Source organism: Nodularia sp. UHCC 0506 (assembly GCF_034931045.1).
In the GTDB taxonomy this organism is placed as follows: domain Bacteria; phylum Cyanobacteriota; class Cyanobacteriia; order Cyanobacteriales; family Nostocaceae; genus Nodularia.
The window spans coordinates 1-23,067 of sequence record NZ_JAYGHH010000034.1 but is presented as its reverse complement, the minus strand read 5'-3'; the positions used below and the strand labels follow the sequence as shown (position 1 = coordinate 23,067).

Here is a 23,067-nt window from a genome sequence, read left to right as displayed (position 1 = left end):
GATAACATGAAGGGGTGATCCATGAGATGGCAGCCCATGAGTCCACTGGTATTAGGTAATTCAGAAGCAAGCATCAACCGAGCGTTTTCCACTGCATTAGCCGCTAAGACAAATAAAGTCCCTTGAGCGATTCCTGTCGTATGTTGAGGAGAATTTGGATCATCATAAAGCTTGTAGTGAATGCTAGTGACACGACCGTTTTCAGGATCAATTTCTACCCGAAAAGCTACTGCTTGGGAGAGTAAATGAACCCGACCTGTTTGGAAGGCTTTAACTAAAGTTTTACGAGCATCATATTTTGCTTGAACCGGACAAATGGGAACACAGTTGGCATTTCCTTGGCAACGTTCTCCATACTGAACAGGATTGGTAGCGGCAATTCCTTCAGGCACAAAAACGTTACCATGATCGTATTTAGGATTGGGTACACCATTGCGACCTTGAGGAAAAGTAGCAAAACTTAATTCCAGGGTTTCGCCATAAATTTCAACTTTAGTCCCACTAACTTTCTCAACTACTTTTTGATCCAAGTAAGAGGGGGGAAGCTTTTCCATAGGAAAAACATAGCCATCTTCAAATGGGACACCTAGTTTTTCTTGCTCATCTGTGTCTCCACAAACCCCTATCTCGTACTCCGCTTTGCGGTAATAGGGCATCAGTTCTTCATAGCTAATCGGCCAGTCAAGACCTTGCCCATAGATACTTCGTAACTTGAAATCTTCCGGTAACATCCGTGGAGTTTTCGCTTCCCAGTGCATCGTTGTCCCGCCGGGAACTCGTGTATAGGAACCTCCAAGTTTCATGGGACCTAATTCTACAAAATAATCTCCAATATTATTGGGGCTGAGAGCATTAGGATTTTTGGGATACGGGGAGTTAGCGTCCTTGGCCACTGCACTGTAGAAGGTGTCTACATAATTCTGAAAGCCCGCAATGGTTAAATCCTTAGTTTTTCCGGCTTCTAAGATTAAAACCGTCTTTCCTTGTTGACTTAGTTCTTTGGCAACAATAGCTCCAGCGATTCCAGATCCTACGATAACAACATCATAAAACGTTTCAGAGACAGTCTTGCAATCGACAGAGTTGAAAGTTGTTTGACTTGGACTCATTAGTTACTCCTTCAAGGCTACTCTTTGATATGAATTTATTTGGCAACATTTCCAGATGATTGAAGAGGAGTTTTGCTTCAGCAATATCATTATTGAAGGCGCAATCACTGGTATGAATGAACATTGACGAAGTTCTTTTAGAACTGCCAGCAACTTTTTCGAGAGAAATACTGAGGTTTTGTTTGTAACTAAAGATGTTGTATGTTCGTTTACTAGCTTTATTGCCACTAACTTAGGAATGCATAAGTATTGGGCAATAATCTATACGGCTCTAGTAGCGAATTTCTGAATTTGTAGATGAGTTGTGTCTCTGATTTAGAGAAGTTGTAATTTATGTGTTTGGAAACGACGCTTATTATTATGACTGTAAATAAGCGGTTATCACTCACAATGTTACATAAATACATATAAATATAGGTGAGTAAACGTTTTAACAGTGTTGATGTCTTTTTTAGATCACCTGTAGGAGTATTTTTTATTTTTCCGGCGCGGCAATAATCCCATTTTAGGCGCGACATCATGACGCTACAATGGCTGTAACTCCATATATATAAAGCTTTCAGGATATAAATGCGCGCTAATTTCTCCAGTTACTTGCCCAAATTTATTCTTAACTTTCTTGTGGCAACCTCTGTCAGAGTAATTTCTCTCATTAGTATAATTAATACATAAGAAATTGTGATTATAGTATTAATGGCTAGATGCAAAAAACATACTTGACAAACTGACAACCAATGTCTCAGCGAAAAAAATCTGGATAGAGGATAATTGAGAGGTCAAGGTAGTTCTTTGTAGTACAAGCTAATGCTAAGGTGCTTATTAATACTTATATTATTGTTCTACTTTTATCCATAGAATTTTTTCCAGTATTAATACTGAATTTTTGGGGTGGTATTTTCGTATTTACCACAAAATAAAGTACGGAGTCTGGGTGATACAGCAGATTTCATGTAAGTACGGTACATACTCAAGTCAGGATTTAATTAATTGTCCACAGATAAATACAGATGATGTGTGTACTTCATTTACTTGCAAAGTGCTGTAAATTCATCAACGAACCACAGAGAAATGAGGATATTGATATTAAAAATAATGGCTCGAAATTTGTTAAGTTCAATCTAGAAATTGCTTTCGGTTTTGATTTTGCGGATATTTTCGAGGTGGAATCACAGCAATGTGTGCGTTGGGGAGATATTGAAACGAGATATGTTATTTGTGAATATTTAAAAGAGCCATAGCCAAAGGGGGAGGGTAAGTAGTAATACTATAGATCCCACTGCTAAAGAGGTAACTGCCAAGTCGCGGTCAAGATTAAAGGTTTCGGCGATTACCATTGTGGCAAATGCTGGAGGCATAGCCATTTGTAGCACAATTACCTTTGCAGGTTCACCAGTTACGCCAACAAATGATAATGTACTGCCGATGACTAAAGGAACTATCAACATTTTAATTGTTAAGCTGATTCCTGCTTCCGGTAGCCTGTCCCAAGAATGAAGCTGAGAAAGTCGCATCCCAATTAATATTAAAGTTAAAGCAATAACGCCCCAAGCTAATTTTTCTAGGCTAGATTCCCAGACAGAAGGGAGCGTTACTTCACGAAATAGCAAGCCAAAGGCGAAACTCCACAGGGCAGGATTAATTAAAATCGACTGAGTAATTTGCCAATAATTGCTGAGATTACTACCGAAATGAGATGCCAAAACTATTCCGAAGCCATAAGCACCGAATAGTGTTCCTAACATATCGTAGAATAAAGCCCAGGCAAAGTATTCTTGCCCGACCAATGCGAGGGTGATGGGAAAACCCAGATAACCTGTGTTACCAACCATTGCCGCCAGGAGCAAACTACCTTGAGTGGATTTTTGGTGAATAGTTTTGGTAAAATAGGCTTGCCCTTTCATTCCCCACCAAGCTAAAAATGCTCCTAATGAAATGGCTAAATAAGCGATCGCTGGTGCAATCCAAATCTGTCCTGACAAGTCCGCTTGACGTAAAAAAGCGACAATACTTACAGGTACTCCTACCCAAAATAACCATTGACCCACACGAGTAGGAACCGTATGAGGTAGTTTGCGTCCCAGAATAAAGCCTACTAGGACTAAGCCCACCAGTTTGACGTATAGTTCTAGGAGGTTAGCCAAGATTGTGCGGAAGAATCATAGATGTGAATACTACGGAAGATGTTTATTTGTGTCTAGTCTACAATCTTTGAAGAATATTGCACAAAAGCAGGAGTTGATCCTTGAATAAAGCCCGGTTTTCTGGACAACCGCATAACTTATCAGGTGACTCTGGTGAAGATATTCCAGTGGCTTTACGCGATAGCCCTGAAGCAGCACCTAAGAGACTTTCGCCAAATCTGATTTTACTGATCACAGGAGTATCCGGGTTAATTTTCCTGGGGTTAATTGCTAGTTTTTGGTTTTTTGTGATCGCACCTAGAAACACAGTTGAGCCTCAACTTGCATCTAATGGCACAACTCCCGTAGATGCACAATCTAGTGATTCTGTCAATAGTCAAGATAATAATATTGATGCGCTCTTGGGTCATTTGACATACCCAGAAGCACCAAAGTCAGAACTAGTACCAATTACCGCAGATGGGCGTATTAGACTACGAAAAGTTGCGGCCGAAAGATATCAGGCGATGACGCAAGCGGCGCGACGTGAAGGTGTAATTTTAGCGCCAATTTCGGGTTTTCGCTCAGTAAAAGAGCAGGAACAGTTATTTTTTGGTGTTGGTGCTAGACGCAATCAAACCCCAAGCGAAAGAGCTACTGTCAGTGCGCCCCCTGGACACAGTGAGCATCATACAGGCTACGCTGTGGATATAGGTGACGGGGCAGTACCAGCAACTAATCTGCAAACCAACTTTGCAAATACTAAAGCTTTTCGGTGGTTGGAAGGAAATGCGGCTCGTTTTGGCTTTGAAATTTCCTTTCCTGAGAATAATCCTCAAGGTGTGAGTTATGAGCCTTGGCACTGGCGTTTTGTAGGCGATCGCCATAGTTTAGAATTATTCTATAAAGCTAGAAACATCAACTCTACACAACCATAAGAGACTTCCAAATAAAAAATAACCCGTCGTTTTGAGAGCAGGGGGGCAGGGAGCGGGCTTGCCGTGAGCGTAGCCGAACGGGAGCAGGGGGAAGAAAGGTCATTTTAGTTGCAGAAATTTGGATCAACTTCTTTGTGGAGTTCTCTAATCGAAATTCCCTCTAGGGTGGATATTTGCGTAATTCCTAATGATATTACGAAACTGTGACAGCTTGTCTTTTAACAGTAAGTTAACAGTAAGAATATATCTCGCCTAAGTTTTTAGACGTAAAATGCCGAAAATCTCACCGGAAACAGGAACGCAGCTGCACTTTTTGTCATCTAGACAGAGAGATATACTATAATACTCTCTTGACAAAAAGTATCAATTTGCCTGAAGATTCTACTCATCTAGTTGTGTATTAATTATTTGTGACGAGGCATTAAATGGGAATTAATAATCTGTTTACCTCTGGCGGTGTAGTGATGTGGCCGCTATTCGGGTTTTCCGTGTTAGCCGTAGCACTGATTTTTGAACGTATCCGATTTTGGTTAAGAATCAATAACCGTCAAAGCGTTGTAATTAGAGACGTATTGAAACTTTATCGGCTAGATAACGTAGTTGGTGCAGTGGATAAACTACAGAAAAATGCAGATTTGCCTCTAGCACGGATTTTTCTGGCAGCTTTGGAATTGGAAGAACCAAATCCCGAAGAATTTCGTTTGGCATTAGAAAGTGAAGCCCAAGCAGAGATACCCTTACTTAAACGCTTTCAAAACATCTTTGAGACCATCATCGGTTTAGCACCATTATTAGGTCTACTGGGTACTGTGTTAGGATTGATTGCTTCCTTTGCTTCCCTCGATATTGGTGATGTCGGAGGGACAAAAACCGCAGGTGTAACGGCTGGTATTAGTGAAGCTTTAGTTTCCACTGCCACAGGCTTAGTAGTGGCGATATTTACACTCTTATTTGCCAACTCTTTTCGGGGTTTATATGTCCGTCAAATTGCTCTGATTCAAGAGTATGGAGGACAATTAGAGTTACTTTACCGCCGCCGCTACGAACGAGGAGAGAAGAATTATGCGTCTACCAGATGAAGCCGATTTACCAGCACAGATCAACATCTTACCGATGATTGATGTGATATTTGCGATTTTAACGTTTTTTATCATGTCAACGCTGTTTTTAACTAGGTCTGAAGGATTGCCAGTGAATTTACCTACAGCAACCACAGCCACACAACAGCAAATTCCCATGAAAATTACCGTCACAGTGGAGGAAAACGGAGTCATTAGCGTCAATCGTGAACCGAGCCAAGTTGATTCATTAGCAGAGCAATTGCGGACTATGATTGGTTCTAATTCAGAAGCGTTGGTAATTATTAATGCTGATGAGAAAGTCGGGCATGGTCAGGTAGTGGCAATTATGGATCGGGTGCGTCAGGTAAAAGGAGCGAAGTTAGCGATTTCTACCCAAAAACCCTAAGTAAGTAATTAACTAATTAAATCCATCTTTTTATCCTTTCTCCGTGTACTGATACAACTGGTGTTCAGTTAAATTTAGAGATGTAGCATTGCTACATCTTTAAAGTCCGTGTACCAACGATACTCTTCAAGTAACCTTACTGTGGTTTTTCATATTTACCAGGGTACTTACGTTGAAAATAGTCTTCCATAATTTCTAAAAGCATCGGGCCAGCCAGACTACCACCACCACCACCAGAATGTTCAGTAAAAACGACAATCAGGACTTCTGGCTTGTCTGCTGGGGCATAAGCACCAAACCAAGCATGATTCTTTTTCACCCCACCCTGCCACGCTTCAGCTGTGCCTGTTTTACCCGCTACTGGGGGAAGTGTGGGTTTATCCAAAACTTTACCAGTACCCTCAGTAATCACCTTTCTGAGTCCGTCTTGAATAATTTTGAGTGTTGTCGGTTTCATCTTTACAGGTTCTCGCCAACTTCTGGATTCTTCATTATCTTTAAGCAGATGGGGCTGGACTCGGTAGCCGCCATTAGCTGGCACTGCAAACATCACAGCTACTTGCAAAGGAGTAGCTAATAAAGCACCTTGACCAATGGACATATTAACGCTGTCTCCTATAGTCCAAGGCATTTGACGAATTTTGCGTTTCCACTCGTCGTCTGGTACTAAACCTCTGCTTTCCTCCGATTCAAAATCAAAGCCAGTTTTTTGACCGAATCCAAATTTACGAGTCCATTCAATCAACGTGGGGCCACCCACTGTCCTCGCAACTTGATAAAAGAAAGTATCACTACTCCACTTCATTGCACCCACAAAACCTAAAGGACCGAATCCAGCATGGTTCCATTCACCAAATCTTGTACCACCAATGTTTAAATAAGGGTAGGTTTGTAGGATGGTGTTAGGAGAAAATTTACCTGATTCCAATGCAGCTGCCGTAGTGACAATTTTGAAGGTACTGGCGGGCGGAAAAGAACTCAGAGCGCGATTAACTAAAGGATGGTTTGCCCCTTGGACGGTTTCCCAGTCTTTTTGCGAAAGTTTTTGTTTAGAGAAGATATTCGGGTCAAAGGTGGGACGAGATACCATTGCTAAGACTGCGCCATTTTTGGGGTCAAGTGCCACAATAGCACCGTTGTAATTACCCAAAGCTTTGTCTGCGGCAATTTGTAGATTTAAATCTATCGTTAAATTTACATCATTACCAGCCTTGGCCTGCTTCTCTCCCAATACCCGAATTGGACGACCAGCGCCATCTACTTCTACTTGTTGACCGCCCCATTCCCCCCGGAGGACATTTTCGTAAACTTTTTCAACCCCCATCTGACCAATGACATCTCCTAATCGATAGCCTTCCTTTCGCCTCCGTGCTAATTGTTCGGCAGTTAGTTCTCGCGTATAGCCTAATACATGGGCTAATTCTTTTCCGTGGGGATAGTAGCGAACAGCTTCTGCATGAATTTCTACACCGTTTAGCTCATATTCATACTCTTTGAGAGCAGTAATTTGGGCTTCATTCAGGTCACGGGCAATGCGAATTAGTGAAGAAGAGTTGGGCCCGGCCTCTTGTAATTTTTTTTCTATTTCTTCTTTAGGGATCTCCAGAATTTTCTCTAGACGTGAACCGACGACCCACCACCCAGCCTTGGTATGCGCCATTGGCCATAAATATACAGAACGAGGAGAACGTGTACTGGCTAAAAGTTTGCCATTGCGGTCAAAAACATTACCCCTTTCTGGCTGTTTGGGAATTATCCGCACTCGGTTAGCTTCTGCTTGCGAACGGTGTTGCGCTCCTTCGAAAATTTGTAAGTATGCCAAGCGCACGGCGATGCCAGTGGTCATTAATAAGGTAAATGCAATTAAAAATAGGGGCTGAAAATTTCGGCCAACTGTGCGTGTATTTTTTTTTTCGCCCAGTGGAGATGATTGCCATAAAGTCATAAGACAAAAAAAATTTTAAACTAGTATTAATATGTATACGATGATGCTAATAACCTACCGGGAATTTAGCGCTAAAGCGATCGCCTGACCTATGAACTTTCAAACAACTCTTATACTGCATAATTTATCAGAAAGGAAAGGGTTTATTACCCCTACCCTACACAAAATGTCAAGGGTTTACTTCTGCACGTAGTTTGTGCGTCAGTCCTAACTACTCAATTATCAGTTGCAATAGACCACATTAATCAAAAAATTCTCCTAATATCAGAATATTCTACTGAGGATTATGGCTCAAACTGTTACGCAAAATCAAAATAAAATCACAACGTCTCAGCCCTTGGACGTTGAATTGCGTCATGTGTTCAAGTTTTTTCACAAAGAACCCGCAATACATGGAGTCGATTTGGATATCAGGCAGGGAGAATTTTTTAGTATTTTAGGCCCTTCTGGTTGTGGTAAAACAACCATATTACGCTTAATAGCTGGATTTGAGATGACTGATGGTGGCAAAGTATTGATTGAAGGTCAGCCGATGACTAATGTCCCTGCTTATCGCCGACCTGTAAATACTGTCTTTCAAAGTTATGCCTTGTTTAACCATATGAATGTATGGGATAACATTGCTTTTGGATTGCGCCTTCATAAAAAACTCCGCAAATCAGAAATTGAAGCCAGAGTTCAAGAAGCTTTAATGCTGGTAAAAATGGAAAATTTGCGATCGCGCTTTCCCAATCAACTCTCTGGTGGTCAACAGCAACGGGTGGCTTTAGCCAGGGCTTTAGTCAATCGCCCCAAGGTTTTATTGCTTGATGAACCTTTGGGGGCTTTAGATTTAAAGTTGCGTAAAGATATGCAGGTGGAGTTGTCAAATTTACACCAAAATTTAGGATTGACCTTTATCATGGTGACACATGACCAAGAAGAAGCTATGTCTCTAAGCGATCGCATCGCCGTGATGAATCAAGGCAAAATTGAGCAAATCGGTACTCCTAGACAAATTTACGAGCATCCCCTAACGCCCTTTGTCGCTAATTTTATTGGTGATACTAATTTATTTAGTGGCAAAATCACTCATGTAGAATCTACAACCGTGCAAATTACTACAGAAACGGGACTGAAAATTAATGTCGCCCGCAGTCAAGACACACCAACAGAATTATCTCAAGCAATAGTGGTGAGTGTACGCCCAGAAAAAATTCAACTTTCCCTCTATCAGCCTGGTGTCTCAACTAACTGCTTTGAAGGACGGCTAGGTAATATCATGTATTTAGGAACCCATGTTAATTATGTTGTGGAATTGGCAAATGGTGTGAGCATTAATGTTTTGCAACCCAATACCTTTGGTAATTTACCAGATCGTGATACACCCATCCACGCTTGGTGGACTGAAAGTGATTGTATAGCTTTATTAAATAACTAGTGATGACTAATAGACGGAAGTTTTTACAAGGGATAGCAGCACTTTCTAGTTTCTCCCTGGCTAGTTGTAGCTGGCAATTAGGTAATGTCAGATCGGCAACAAATTCTGGCAGCAGTGACCAATTGCATCTTTACACTTGGACGCAATATGTCGATCAAGAATTACTACAAACTTTTACTACCCAAACAGGCATAAAAACCCTGGCCGATGTTTATGATTCTAATGAAGTGATGTTAGCTAAACTCTTGGCGGGTGGTGGTGGTGTTTACAGCCTCATTTATCCATCTGACTATATGGTGCAGAAGATGGAAGAGCAAGGGTTATTAATTGAATTAAATCATGAGCGCTTGCAGGGTATCGAGCAATTATTTTCTCAGTTCCAAAATCCTAGTTATGACCCCAAAAATCGTCATAGCATCCCCTTTAGCTGGGGAACAACAGGTTTAATTTACAATTCAGCAATCCTCAAAGATGCACCAGAAGATTGGGACTATCTTTGGCAAAATCAGGGAATCCTGAATAAGCGGATGACGTTGTTAAATGATGTCCGGGAAGTGATGGGTGCAGTTTTACGAATGTTAGGTTATTCATATAATTCAAAAGATGAAAGCCAAATTAAACAAGCTTATGAAAAACTGTTAGAGTTAAAACCCGCGATCGCATCCTTTGATACAGATGCTTGGCAAAATCAAATGCTGGCTGGAGATTTAATATTAGCAATGTGTTATTCGGTTGATGCCATCAAAGTTAATAGGGAAAATCCTCAACTCAAATACATCATTCCTCGCAGTGGTTCTTCACTATGGACTGATACAATCGTTATCCCTAAAACTGCCCCCAATATCGATGGAGCTTATGACTGGCTTAACTTTATGTTAAAACCAGAAGTAGCAGCTATGATTAGCCAACGCATGAATCTGGCTACTCCTAATCGTATTGGCTTTGAAAAATTACCCAATCAAATCAAAAACAACCAAAATTTATTTCCCCCTAACTCATTGTTAGAAAGGTGCGAACGCATTACCCCTTTAGGCGACTTGGAAGATGTTTATGAGCGTTACTGGACTCAATTAACTAGTAATTAAAACAATCAGAGTATAATTCTTAAATTATTATGCCTCAGAAAAATAACTCAACACAAATATATTTATCAGCCAAAGATATAGAAATACAAAAGACACCTCGACCTCAGCTAAACTGGCTCCAACCATTAGTATTACTCACCCCATCTGGTATTTGGTTATTACTTTTGCTGGTGTTACCAACACTATTAATTTTGCAGCTAAGTTTAGTACCCAATATTCGGCCAGGAGATATAGTTAACCCCAGTGGATTGGATAACTATATTCGGATATTTGATCCTTTATATCTGCAAGTCATTGGCCGGTCTCTGTGGTTAGCGATCGCCACAACCATAATTTGCCTGATATTAGGCTTACCTGTGGCCTATTGGATTGCTCAAATAGCCCCGCAACGCTGGCGAAATTTACTGCTTCTCGGCTTTGTTCTGCCTTTATGGACTTCCTCCCTACTGCGTTCCTACGCTTGGATTACTATTTTACGTCCTACTGGCTTATTGAATAGCTTACTCAGCAGTTTAGGCTTACCAACTTTAGAATTACTGCACCGAATGCCAGCCGTATTAATTGGCATGAGCTATAGTTTATTACCCTATATGGTATTAATCCTCTATGCCTCTCTCGAAAAGCTAGATCAGCGCTTATTAGAAGCAGCCGCAGATTTAGGTGCAAATGACATAGAAACTTTTTGTAAAATCACCTTCCCCCAAATTTTGCCAGGCATTACTGCCGGTTCCATGCTAGTCTTAATCACCGCATTAGGGGATTTTATCAACCCAGAATTACTAGGTGGGGCTTCTAGTATGACAGCCGCAAGGTTAGTTTATAACCAATTTCTCGGAGTTACCCAAAATTGGGGCTTTGGTTCAGCTTTGAGTATGACATTAATCTTAGTTGTTAGTATCGCGATCGCGTTGGTAATTAAATTTGGTGAAGTTAATAATCATGGCTAATGCTGCATTACTTATGCATAAAAAAAATCTTCTTTTATTATTAACTTTTGCATTAACAATCATCATCTTTTTGTTTATTCATACTCAAATTCAAATTGCCAAGAAACCTATTAAGGTCGGAATTCTACATTCTCTTAGTGGCACAATGGCAATTAGTGAAAAATCTGTAGTCGATGCCACTTTACTGGCTATTGAAGAAATTAACGCTCAAGGTGGTGTTATCGGCAAAAAAATTCAGCCAATTGTTGTTGATGGCGCATCTAATTGGCAAACATTTGCTCAAAAAGCCGAAAAATTGATTGTACAAGAAAAAGTTGTTACTGTTTTTGGCTGTTGGACTTCTGCTAGTCGTAAAACAGTTAACCCTGTATTTAATAAATATAATCATTTACTGATTTATCCAGTGCAGTACGAAGGACTAGAAGCATCGCCCAATATAATCTACACAGGTGCTGCACCTAATCAACAAATTATTCCGGCTGTCAAATGGTCTTTTGATAATTTAGGGAAGAAATTTTTTTTAGTAGGTTCTGACTATATTTTTCCTCGTACAGCCAACGCCATTATTAAAGACCAAGTAACAGCATTGCAAGGTAAAATTCTCGGCGAAGAATATATTCTCTTGGGAAGTAATCAAGTTGCAACAGCTATTCAAAAAATTGTAGCCACTCAACCAGATATTATTTTAAATACTATTAATGGCGACAGTAATATTTACTTTTTCCAAGCTTTGAAAAATGCTGGAATTACTGCCGATAAAATTCCCACTATTTCTTTTAGTCTGGCTGAAGAAGAACTCAGTCATTTTTCTATTCAAGATATGGTCGGTAACTACGCTGTTTGGAATTATTTCCAAAGTATTGATAATCCTAGAAATGATGAATTTATCAAGAAGTTTCAGCAAAAATATGGTAAAGATAGAGTCACATCTGACCCGATGGAGGCGGCATATTTCGGTGTTTACCTGTGGGCGCAAGCAATTCAAGATGCTGGTACAGATAATGTCAATGCTATTCGGGAATATATCAAAGATCAAAGTTTTTTAGCACCAGAAGGTATTGTGTATATAGACCCTGAAAATCAACATACCTGGAAGACAGTACGAGTTGGGAAAATCCAAGCAGACGGACAATTTAAAGTTGTGTGGAACTCAGATAAACCAATTAAACCCCGGCCTTATCCCCTCTCCCGTTCTCAAGCCTCTTGGGAAGTTTTTCTCCAATCTCTTTATGAAGGCTGGAATAATAATTGGGCAAATTCTGGTTAATCATGCAATCTTTTTCAGGGGATTTCCAGCCATTCACCGAAGCGGCAGGGGGAGCAGGAAACAGGAGGTGTTGAAAATTGCTTTACACTCCCGACTAAGTAATGATTTTCTCTTCTTTGACTACCCTATATAAATATCAATTGGGAATGGAGATGTGAAAAATATCAAAATAGCCAACAAATTAATCTTGTGGTTTTTAATAATTGCCTTGTTGCCTCTGACGACAATTACTTGTTTAAATTATTATATTGCCAGTAGTTCTCAGAAACAAGAAACTAAAAATCATTTGATTGCTATGGCAAATAGCAAAGCTAAATGGCTAGAAAAATATATTCATGAACGGAAAAATAATGCCACAGCTATTACAAAAATTCCCAACATAATTGATGCTGTTCAAAAATATCAACAGGTATTTGAAAAAAATGGTCTTGATTCTCCAGAATATCAACAATTAGATCAACAGTATAGAATATTTATAAACAATTATTTGGAAATCTTTGGTTACTCTGATATTATTCTCATATCTCAGGCTGGTGATGCTGTGTTTTCAGTCAAAGGTGGTCAAGAACTTGGATCTAATTTTTATACAGGAAGCTACAAAAATCATGAGTTAGCCAAAGTTTTTGATCGAGCCAAAACATTAATGCAAGTAGAAATATCTAACTTTGGCTATCATTTAGATACTAAAGAACCCGTCGCTTTTATTGCTGCTCCCATTTTTAGGAACAATATAATCATTGGTGTATTAGTATTAAAATTAAATAATCAAGAGTTTAATAAAGTAGTTAATAATTATATTGGTTTGGGTCAAACAGGCGAAACAATTGTAGTTTCCAAAATTGATCAAACCATAATCTTCACTTCACCCATCCGTCATGATGCAAATGCTGCTTTTAACAGAACTATGAAAATTAATCAGCAGACATCACATCCACTTAAACAAGCTGCTCAGGGAATTAAAGGCTTTGGGATTAACATTGATTATCGAGGTAAAGAAACTATTGCAGCTTGGAGATATTTACCTTCTTTAAATAGTGGTTTATTAGTCAAAATGGATACAGATGAAGCTTTTGCTTCATTGAAAACCCAGAGAAATATAATTATTATTTTAGTTACAATTACACTTATCTTAGTAGTCTTTGCCGCTATTGTAGTTGCTAAATCAATTTCTAAGCCAGTTACAGAACTGACTACAGCTGTCAAAGAATTGGCGAAAGGAAATTTTGATCAAAAAGCACAAGTAATTACCAATGATGAAATTGGTCAACTGGCAGAATCATTTAACTATCTGTCAGAAAACCTAGAAAAATCTTTTGAAACTATCAAATTGCGAGAGATAGAATTAGCTACTGCTAATCAGACATTAGCTGACATTTTAGCTGAATTAGAAGATAAAGCACAACAATTAGCTAATCAACTAATCCAGAGCGAAAAAATGTCTAGTTTAGGTCAATTAGTTGCAGGTGTAGCACATGAAATTAACAACCCAGTTAGCTTTATTTACGGTAATATTCCTCCTGCTCAGGAATACATGGAAGATTTGCTCAAACTAATCCAACTTTATCAACATTATTATCCTCATCCAGTTGCAGAAATTCAAGAACTTACAGAAGATATTTCTCTAGATTTTATAGTTACAGACCTCCCTAAGTTACTATCTTCTCTGGAAATAGGAGCTAAAAGAATAAAAGATATTGTTCTATCTTTACGCAATTTTTCTCGATTGGATGAGTCAGAAAGCAAAGCTGTGAATATTCATGAAGGTATTGATAGTACACTCATGATTTTAAAAAATCGTCTAAAAGCTACCTCCGAACGTCCAGAAATTACTGTGAATAAAGAATATGGTAAATTACCGTTGGTAGGTTGTTATGCGGGACAACTTAATCAGGTATTTATGAATATTTTAGTTAATGCTATTGATGCTTTAGAAGAAGCTATGAGCAGCCAAGATTTCACTAGAAAACCCCAAATTTTTATTCGTACTGAACTGACTAAAGATAATCAGGTATATATTAGTATTTCTGATAATGGTCTAGGTGTTCCTGAGAATGTTCACAAGAAATTATTTGACCCCTTTTTTACTACTAAGCCTATAGGCAAAGGTACAGGATTAGGCTTATCTATTAGCTATAAAATTATTACTGAAATACATCATGGAAAATTACAATGTATTTCTGCCCACAATCAGGGGACAAAATTTTTGATTTTATTTCCTTTTATTTAAATTTTCTTAAGTAAGTAAGTGGGCGAGAATAAATCAAAGTACATTAAGTAATGTAAAAAACATTGAGATTGTTTCCTAGTGAGGGCTTCAGCCTTCAAATAAGGACTAAAGTCCTTACTACAAACCTTGAATTATTCCTGCTGCTCTACTTATTTACTTAATCAAAGCTTTGAAATAGCTACTTTTTTATACAATAAGTTAGCAACACTCATAATTTGACTATACCATTAACAAAGAAGCTGAATCTTGTTTTTCTTGATTGATTAAATCATTGATAATCGAGAGAAATTCATGCTCTAAATATGGCTTAGTTAAATAAGCATTTGCGCCGAGTTCTTGGGCAAGCTGACGATGTTTTTCGGCACTGCGAGAAGTGAGTACTATTATGGGTAGATTGACGAAATTGGGGTTTTGACGAAGATTGCTTAACAACTCAAAACCATTCATTCGTGGCATTTCTAAGTCAGAGATAATTACCTGAATTTCTGGATGGCGTTGCAACTGTTCTAAAGCTTCTATACCATTTTGTGCCTGTATGACTTGATACCCAGATTTTTGCAGCGTCAGAGAGAGGGTTTGTCTGAGGCTAATGGCATCATCTACAACTAAAATCACTTTTGGAGCTTTGCGACTTGCTTCTAAAGAGCGCCTGGGTGTTTCTTCTATTGTATTTGTGGGTGCAGAGCCAGTTAATAAAGGCATATTTGGAACAGCATAAGCTGACATCGCTAAGGCTTTTTGCTCTGAATTATCAGCTGCTGGTAGTGCTGCAATATCCAGCCTGGTTGGACTTTCCTTTGACTCCAGGAGGAGTGTAGCATCAATTACTAAGATGAGATTACCGTTGGCTAAAGTGCTACAACCATAAACATATTTGGGGGGAGCGATCGCATTTCCTAAAGGTCTAATTACTAATTCTTGTTCACCAATTATTTGGTCAACTTCTAAACCGAAAACGCCTTGATGTCTCCGTAGTAGCAGTACAGGATTTTTCATTAATCCAACTTCATGGTTAATTGATGCATCGTTTAGTAAACTAGCACCATTGAATAATGAACCTTGATAGTCAACTAACTCAGAAAATTGATGTAGGGTGACTATAGTTTCATTCTCATCTGTGTTCCAATGTAAAACTCTTTTGCCTTCAAAATCCCTGATGTGCTGATTAACAGGAATCAATATTTTTTCGATACTGTCCAATAGTAGGGCATAGACAACCCCTCCCGCCTGGACTAACATTAATGTGTCAGTGGTCATAGATAAAGGTATTTTAAGGGTAAAAATTGTACCTTGATTGGGTAAAGATTGCACTGATATAGAGCCATTGAGTGCTTGTAACTGAGAACGCACAATATCTAACCCCATTCCACGTCCAGAGATTTCATTGACCTGATCCGCCGTGGACAATCCAGGAAAAAACATCAAATCTAACAATTGGGATTGTTCAGAGTGCGAAAAATAGCCTCTAGAATCATCATCAGCGATCAATTCTAATTCAATAGCTTTCTTGCGAATACTCTCAAAATTTAATCCTTGTCCATCATCCCTGACTTCAATCACAGTTTGACTACCCTGATGATAGGCGCAAATTTCAATTAATCCCTGTTCTGGCTTACCACGTTCTTGACGCAGTTGTGGAGATTCAACCCCGTGATCAAAAGCATTACGGACTAAATGTAATAATGGTTCATACAGCTTTTCTGCAATTGCTTTATCAACTAGCACTCCCGTACCTGTGAGTTTCAATTCTACAAGTTTGTGATATACACTTCCCAACTTTTCTACCAACTGGGGTAAACGATTGAGGACATTCCCCAGAGGTGATAAACGCGCCTCTACCAAATTATCTATGATATTAAAAGCCAAATTCTGCTTTTGGTCACTAATTTGAGTAGCTTGTTTAAGAAGTAATTCCAGAGATTCTGTAGTTTCTTGTAATTGCATAGTTTCTTCCATTGCTTCATGCAACGAAAGATGAAATTCTGTATATACATCCATTTCCAAAGAATCAAATTTCACTGAGGCAAAATTTTGTGTAGATTGGGATGTGAAATTTTGCATCTGTAAAGGCAAATCTCTTAATTGATTCAAAGTTGCTTGGTGTTTGCTAAATCGCTCTAATAATTGCTCTAAGATTTCTTGAACCTTTTCATCATATAATGTCCGGCGTTTTTGATGAATGAGTAATTCGCCAGCTAGATAATTAAGGTGTTGCAGTTTGTCTACATCTACACGAATGAATGTAGGTTTTCGATAAGTTTTACTTTCTGATGGCTGATACTTATCCTGTATTTGTTCATTGTTTTGGATAATTGCATCAGGAATAGCTTCAATGTCTGTGTCCAAAATATCTGCGACCACCTGTTCAGTGACAGCTAATGATTCGTTAACTTCTTCATCAGTGATATTTTGATCAGCTTCTCCTCCCCATATTGATTCTATTAAATTTTCGGAACTAGGTAATTCAGGAATTGATATTTCCTTGAAAACTAGCAATTGTCTTAATTTAGGACTGTCAAGCCAATTTCTTTCTTGGGAATTAACAGGGGGATAATTTTTATATTCTTTTGCTAATGTCTGGATTTGGTTTTGTAATGTTTGGACTAACAGAGTATAGTTGTCAGATTTATCAGATATATATTCAAATTTAGCCACTGCTAACAGAATGATTAAAATTATCCCGTGACGATAAAGGCAAAGACTATGGCTATCTTCTTCACTTTGGACAAAATGTAAAAAATCATTCAACCAATTAGTAATATAATTTATTTGGTGATCTTTCTCAGATTTAGGAATCAGCAAAGATAAATCAAGTTTTTCTTTGGGTACGTCCATCTGGTGATTAAACCAGCCAAAAATATAGTAGATGACTTTTAAATATAATTTGGCGGTTGTTGGTTTGATACCCTCATTTTTAGTATTACCAGATACTGTGAGAAATTCATAAAATTCTTTGGCATTGCTGAGAAATTTTCCAGTATATCCAGATAACTCTTCACCTAACACATCTACTTGATTTACTTCATTTACTGCATCTGTAAATTTTTGCCACTCTGGGGAAGGTTTACCACCACGAGTGCGATCGCCTGCTAGTACATCTGTTTGCGCCTGCTGTAAGTCAGCAAGAGCTAATTTGGCAATTTGATTTACTTGCTTGGGGTGTGCTAGTAGTGCGGCCATCATTGCTTGGCAAATTTCTTGCAAACCAGGTAAATTTAAGGATTCTGCCAACCCCAAAAATACCTCAGCATGAGAAATTAAATATTTTTTGAATTCCTCATCATCAGGTGGATTAATAATAGCTTCAGCAATACTTTCTAAACGCTGTTTAACACCAGTTTCAAAAATAGATTGCACAATATCAAACCCTAATTCCTCGGAAGTAGGAATATGAGTTTCAGCGCCAAAAGCATCACCGAGTTTTTCTTGTAATTGAGCAAAAACTAAAGCTGCTCTTTGCAGAAGTTCTTCCTGATTAACGGTACTATTTGTGAGTTCAGTATTTAGAGCGAGGCTCAGGCATTCGTAAGCTTGAAATAAGAGCGTTTGTAGTTCACCATCAATCACCACATCTGGACTATAAAGAGCTTTAAATACATCTTCTAAAGAATGGGAGATCATCTTAATGACCTCTAGCCCCACGTTAGCAGAACCGCCCTTAAGGGTATGAGTTGCCCGCATTAACTTATGAACTTTAGAAATACTAAATTCTTCTGTTAAACTGAATAGTTCTTGTTCAATAATTTGCAATAAATCTGGTGCTTCTGCTAGAAAATATATATAGCCTTGCTCGCGAATTTCTGCATCTGTAATCATAATAAGAAAGTGGGGATTTTAAGATAATCAATTCATCAGTTTTCATTTTACTGGGTGCTTGTATCTTCGTGTCTTCATAGTAAAATACAAAGACACAAAGATATTTATTTCTTAATTAATTGACTTTGAATTTACTAGCAGTTGCTAATAAATCTTGTGCCATTCCTGATAAATCTTGCAAGACAGCAGCAATTGCCTGAGATTCGGTAAAAGTCTTGTTGGCAATTTCGGCGACATCTTGCATTGATGTTGTTACCGTTACAGATTGTCCCATTTGTTTTTGGGTGGCTGCGGTAATTTGCTGGATTAGCTGACTGATGTCGGCAGTGGCAGAAACAATTTCGTTCAAGTTTTGACGGGTTTCACTCACAAAGTTTGTACCCTCTACCACTTGCTGAATCCCAGCTTCCATCGCTACTGCTACTTCCCCAGTTTCAGATTGAATTTCTTGAACTAACTTCTCAATTTCAATTGTGGCTGCGGCTGATTGGCGAGATAAGGAACGAACTTCATCGGCTACAACAGCAAAGCCTTTACCATATTCACCTGCACGAGTGGCTTCAATAGCAGCATTCAACGCCAGTACGTTTGTCTGTGTGGCAAAATTGCTGATTAAGTTCACCACTTTGGAGATTTTTTGCGAAGATTCACTGAGGCGTTTAATTTTTTTACTGGTTTGGGCGACGGTTTCACGAATCGCTTGGATAGCTTGCACAGTTTGGTTCATTGCTGCATCACCAGACTCTACGGTTTGGTTAGCTTTCTGCACTGCCACTTGTACTAAGTCAGCGTTAGTCACCACAGCTTGAGTAGAATCGACCATCTGTTGAATGTCTTTGAGGGCTGTGGCAATTTCCTGAGACTGTTGTTTTGCTAAATTTGTCAGTCCGGCTAGTGAAGCATCGCTAGTACTGGAAGTTTGGGCTACTTTTTGGGAAGTTCCTTGTACTTGGATGACGATTTGCCGTAGTGCTTGCAAAGTATTGTTATAGGCATCTGCAATTGTACCTAGTTCGTCTTCGGTAATGGGGGCGCGGACTGTTAAATCTCCATTCAGGGCTGGTCTGAGGGCTGTTAGCAGTTGAATAGATCGTTGTTGCAGCAGTTCTTTGGCGGCTTTTTCTCGTGTTGCGGCTTCTGCTAGTTTTGCTGATTGTCCTTGTAATTGTTGTAAATATTCAGTTTGCTGTAATGCTAATCCTAGCTGGTCGCCAATGCGTGCTAATAAGTTGGCTTGGGATGCTTCCCAATCACGAGGAGCAGAATTTTGATAAGCTGCTAATAAGCCCCACAGTTTTTCCCCAGAGAATACAGGAACTATGATGTAAGCTTTGATTTCAAATTGCTCTAAAATTTCGATGTGGCAAGGAGAATGATCTACTTGATAGATATCTTTAACGACAAAGCTTTCACCTTTGGCATAGCGACCTCCTTGAGTTTCTTGTAAGTGGGTATCATCCCAAACGGTTTTGATATCAACACCTACGAGTTTGACCCAATTCTGTCCTACTGATTCAGCGATAAATTCACCGCCCCAATCTGGTTTGAAGCGATAAACAGCCACGCGATCGCATCTTAATAATTGACGGACTTCTAGAGTGGCTATTTTGAAAATTTCGTCTACATTTAAGGATTGACGAATGCGGTTGACTATTTTAGTAACAGCTTTTTCTTCTTCGGCTATCTGAGCTAGTTTCTCAGATTTTATCTGTACTTGTTCTAAATAATCTATTTGTGATTTTGCTAGGCTAAATTGCAGGGCAATTTGATTTAAAAAGTTAACTTCCCAGGGTTGCCATTCACGAGAGCCAGAGTTTTGATAAGCTCCGAATAAGCCCCAGAGTTTATCACCAAAGAAAATCGGCACAATCACATAAGCTTTGGCTTCAAACTGCTCTAAAATCTCGATATGACAAGGAGCCAGACCTATTGTATAAGTGTCATTAACAACAAAGGTTTCCCCTTTGGCATAACGTCCTCCTTGAGTGTCTTGTAAGTAGGTATCATCCAAGACTGTGGTAATATCAGGGCCTACCAGTTTTACCCAGTTGTTACCCACTGACTCTGCCACAAATTCACCACCCCAATCTTCTGTGAAGCGATACACAGCGACGCGATCGCATCTTAATGATTGGCGGACTTCTTGAGTGGTGGTTCTGAAGAAACTCTCTACATCTAAAGCTTGTCGAATGCGGCTAATTGTCTTGGTGAGAGCCTTTTCTTGGTCGGCAATTTGCACTAATTGCTCAGACTTTAACTGCACTTGTTCTAGATATTCACCTTGGGAGATAGCTACACCAAATTGCAAGCCAATTTGAGTCAAAAAGTTAACTTGCCAAGATAGCCATTCACGAGGGCCAGAATTTTGATATGCTGCCAATAAACCCCACAATTTTTCCCCAGAAAAAATAGGGACAATTATATAGGCTTTCATGTCAAATTGTTCTAAAATATCAATGTGGCATTGAGCATGACCCATTTGATAAATGTCATTGACAGCAAAGCTTTCACCCTTGGCATAACGTCCACCTTTGGTTTCTTGGAGGTGTGTGTCTTCCCAGACCATTTTAAAATCTGGAGTCACCATTTTAATCCAACCATCAGCCACTGATTCAGCGACAAACTTACCACTCCAGTCAGGTTCAAAGCGGTAAACACCAACGCGATCGCATCGTAATAATTGGCGAATTTCTTGCGTGGTTGTTTGGAAAATTTTATCGAGGTTTGATACCCGCAAAATTTTATCAATGACTTTGGCTACTGATTTCTTTGCTAATATCTGCTGTTGTGATTCTTGTTGGTATTCAAAGCTTTGTAATCTGTAGGTGATTTCTGTAGCAATTTGAAATAGTAGCGTAGTTTCATTTTCTTGCCATTGACGGGTAGAAGCACAATTATTGATTACTAATAAACCCCAGACTTTACCCTCTACTAAAATTGGTAAACTCAAACTAGATTTGATTTGAAACTTTTCTAGTAGTTGCTTTTGATAAGGTGTCAGCTGTACCTGATCAATATCATTAATTACTACAGCGTCTAAATAGTCGTCACTGGTGTATAAACCAAAAAGAATACCAGGAAGATTTTCATTGAGAGTTGGTGTCCAACCTCTGGTTCGAGATTCTGATAAAACCGTACCAGCCTCTAGAGAAGTAAAGCGATAAATCAACACGCGATCGCCACCAATTTTCGCTCTCACTTGTGACACAGTAACTTGAAGTAGCGTATCTATATCTGGGGTTTGACGCATCCGATTTGTAATTTCTTGGAATTGTCGCCGCCAATTTTTAAATTCTTGGGAAACTACACTTAATTCAGATGTAGTCTTACTATTGCCATTATGCTGGTTTTCTAAATCTTCTAATTCAGAAGTTGTAGACTCATTTTCGTGGCTATTATGATATGCAACTGTCATTGTTAAAAACCTCAAAAATTGTGAATAGTAGTCAACAGGAAACTAAAATTAGTTATTAATAGCCCACATAGGAGACTGAATAATCGCCGTAGCATCTAAACTTAAAACCATCTCCTCAGCACTATTAATCAAGTATCCTTGTAAGAAAGGCAACATGGCGGGATAAAATAATTCCGCAGATGGAGGTTTTATTTGATTGCTATCTAGCCATTCAATATCCATCAGAGAGCGTACTAATAACCCTAAATGTTTACCCTCTCTTTCTAGGACAATCGCCATCATATTTGAAAGTAAATTTGCTTCTTGCAGAACTGGTGGATAACCCAGCATTTCTTCTAAATCAACTAACCAAAGCATTTCGCCACGCCAGTTATAGATACCCAAAACACAACTTGGCATTTGGGGAACACCACATATATCGGCTAAGGAGACTTGAAATACTTCTGTAATCTGCTGTAGAGAAATTACTGCTGTATCTCTTGTACCCAAATTCAAACTTAAAAATTTCTGCTTGTTCTCCAAAGTTATTTGTCCTTTGATATAGATGATTAATTTTAGTCAGACAATTTTAGATTTTGGATTGTAAATTTTAAATTGATACTACAGATAAATGTGGGAATTTGTAGCATTCACAAACTATGAGCAAGTTAATTCCAAAGATTTGCAAATGCTCCAGTTTCACCTCAGCAATTTTTTCAGGGTAACTACTAACTCTTCTTGATTTATTGGTTTAGCAAGATAAGCCTCAGCACCCAGCATATTTCCCCACATTTTATCGACATCGCTATTTTTAGTTGAGCAGAAAACAATGGGAATTTTGCTGGTATCGGGGTTATTTTTCAATTCTCGGCAAATTTCAAATCCGCTTTTTCCTGGGAGAATTACATCAAGAAATATCAGATCCGGTTTATTACTGTCTATTTTAATCTGAACTTCTTCACTACTAGTAGCGCTAATTACATAGTAACCTGCTTGCTGTAAATAACGGCTGATGATTTCCATATCAGTCAAACCATCTTCAACTACTAATACAGTATTCATGGTAATCACCTGTAAATTTATTTTAAAAACGAAAACAAAAAACTCAAGCTATGTATCCAAATTAGACAAAGATGAAGTAAAAATTTTCTTTAATTTTGATTGATAATTTCTATATTGGGATCAGAGAAAATACTATGATTAGCAAATTTTTCACTTAATTTATTAAATCTACAAAAAATATCTTGTGAATTCCATTGACAGTTAGGGCTTAATTTTTCTAAACCTCAACTGTTAAAAATATTTTTTGGTAAGTATCCTGAATCACCAAGC

The 23,067-nt window shown here is 38.7% G+C and carries 16 protein-coding genes; 9 read left to right on the top strand and 7 right to left on the bottom strand.

Annotated elements, in window-relative coordinates; genetic code table 11:
• Window positions 1–1,109 (bottom strand): GMC family oxidoreductase (locus VB654_RS17340; protein ID WP_323215061.1); only part of this gene is annotated, 1,109 nt, incomplete at its 3' end.
• A 1,007-nt stretch (window positions 1,110–2,116) separates the two neighbouring features.
• Here VB654_RS17340 and VB654_RS25270 point away from each other — a divergent pair.
• Complete coding sequence (locus VB654_RS25270; protein ID WP_416235692.1) at window positions 2,117–2,347, top strand: glycogen debranching N-terminal domain-containing protein; 231 nt, start codon at window positions 2,117–2,119, stop codon at window positions 2,345–2,347.
• Here the strand turns inward: VB654_RS25270 and VB654_RS17335 are convergent.
• A complete protein-coding gene (locus tag VB654_RS17335) occupies window positions 2,333–3,250 on the bottom strand; it encodes an AEC family transporter (RefSeq protein ID WP_323215060.1) in 918 nt (305 codons plus the stop codon). The genes VB654_RS25270 and VB654_RS17335 overlap by 15 nt on opposite strands.
• Before the next feature lie 101 nt (window positions 3,251–3,351).
• On the opposite strand from VB654_RS17335, the gene VB654_RS17330 reads away from it, so the two are divergent.
• The 3 genes from VB654_RS17330 to VB654_RS17320 all read left to right on the top strand — a co-directional run bounded on the left by VB654_RS17330 (window position 3,352) and on the right by VB654_RS17320 (window position 5,634).
• Window positions 3,352–4,167 (top strand): M15 family metallopeptidase, encoded by an 816-nt coding sequence (locus VB654_RS17330; protein WP_323215059.1) that lies wholly within the window; start codon window positions 3,352–3,354, stop codon window positions 4,165–4,167.
• 425 nt (window positions 4,168–4,592) lie between these two features.
• Window positions 4,593–5,246, top strand: a complete 654-nt coding sequence (locus tag VB654_RS17325) for a MotA/TolQ/ExbB proton channel family protein (protein ID WP_323215058.1) — start codon at window positions 4,593–4,595, stop codon at window positions 5,244–5,246.
• Window positions 5,230–5,634 (top strand): biopolymer transporter ExbD, encoded by a 405-nt coding sequence (locus VB654_RS17320; RefSeq protein ID WP_323215057.1) that lies wholly within the window; start codon window positions 5,230–5,232, stop codon window positions 5,632–5,634. The genes VB654_RS17325 and VB654_RS17320 overlap by 17 nt, the downstream gene beginning before the upstream one ends.
• A 136-nt stretch (window positions 5,635–5,770) precedes the next feature.
• Here VB654_RS17320 and mrdA read toward each other — a convergent pair whose 3' ends face one another.
• A complete protein-coding gene (gene mrdA / locus VB654_RS17315; RefSeq protein ID WP_323215056.1) occupies window positions 5,771–7,579 on the bottom strand; it encodes a penicillin-binding protein 2 in 1,809 nt (602 codons plus the stop codon).
• A gap of 286 nt (window positions 7,580–7,865) precedes the next feature.
• On the opposite strand from mrdA, the gene VB654_RS17310 reads away from it, so the two are divergent.
• The 5 genes from VB654_RS17310 (at window position 7,866) to VB654_RS17290 (ending at window position 14,525) form a co-directional block, all read left to right on the top strand.
• Window positions 7,866–8,999, top strand: a complete 1,134-nt coding sequence (locus VB654_RS17310; protein WP_323215055.1) for an ABC transporter ATP-binding protein — start codon at window positions 7,866–7,868, stop codon at window positions 8,997–8,999.
• 2 nt (window positions 9,000–9,001) lie between these two features.
• Window positions 9,002–10,084, top strand: coding sequence for a spermidine/putrescine ABC transporter substrate-binding protein (locus tag VB654_RS17305; protein WP_323215054.1), 1,083 nt, complete (start codon window positions 9,002–9,004; stop codon window positions 10,082–10,084).
• A 29-nt stretch (window positions 10,085–10,113) separates the two neighbouring features.
• On the top strand, window positions 10,114–11,031 hold the full coding sequence (locus tag VB654_RS17300) for an ABC transporter permease (RefSeq protein ID WP_323215053.1): 918 nt from the start codon (window positions 10,114–10,116) through the stop codon (window positions 11,029–11,031).
• Window positions 11,024–12,298, top strand: a complete 1,275-nt coding sequence (gene urtA / locus VB654_RS17295) for an urea ABC transporter substrate-binding protein (RefSeq protein ID WP_323215052.1) — start codon at window positions 11,024–11,026, stop codon at window positions 12,296–12,298. The genes VB654_RS17300 and urtA overlap by 8 nt, the downstream gene beginning before the upstream one ends.
• 154 nt (window positions 12,299–12,452) lie before the next feature.
• Window positions 12,453–14,525, top strand: coding sequence for an ATP-binding protein (locus tag VB654_RS17290; protein WP_323215051.1), 2,073 nt, complete (start codon window positions 12,453–12,455; stop codon window positions 14,523–14,525).
• 219 nt (window positions 14,526–14,744) lie between these two features.
• On the opposite strand, the gene VB654_RS17285 is transcribed toward VB654_RS17290, so the two are convergent.
• From VB654_RS17285 to VB654_RS17270, 4 genes are all read right to left on the bottom strand, one after another.
• Window positions 14,745–18,341: a hybrid sensor histidine kinase/response regulator gene (locus VB654_RS17285; RefSeq protein ID WP_323215050.1), complete on the bottom strand. Its 3,597-nt coding sequence runs from the start codon at window positions 18,339–18,341 to the stop codon at window positions 14,745–14,747.
• 115 nt (window positions 18,342–18,456) lie between these two features.
• Window positions 18,457–21,756, bottom strand: a complete 3,300-nt coding sequence (locus VB654_RS17280; protein WP_323215049.1) for a GAF domain-containing protein — start codon at window positions 21,754–21,756, stop codon at window positions 18,457–18,459.
• A 48-nt stretch (window positions 21,757–21,804) separates the two neighbouring features.
• Complete coding sequence (locus VB654_RS17275) at window positions 21,805–22,278, bottom strand: chemotaxis protein CheW (RefSeq protein ID WP_323215048.1); 474 nt, start codon at window positions 22,276–22,278, stop codon at window positions 21,805–21,807.
• Window positions 22,279–22,434: 156 nt separating this feature from the next.
• Window positions 22,435–22,797 carry a response regulator transcription factor gene (locus VB654_RS17270; RefSeq protein ID WP_323215047.1) on the bottom strand — a complete coding sequence of 121 codons (363 nt, stop codon included), beginning with the start codon at window positions 22,795–22,797 and terminating at the stop codon, window positions 22,435–22,437.
• Between the last annotated feature and the right edge of the window lie 270 nt (window positions 22,798–23,067).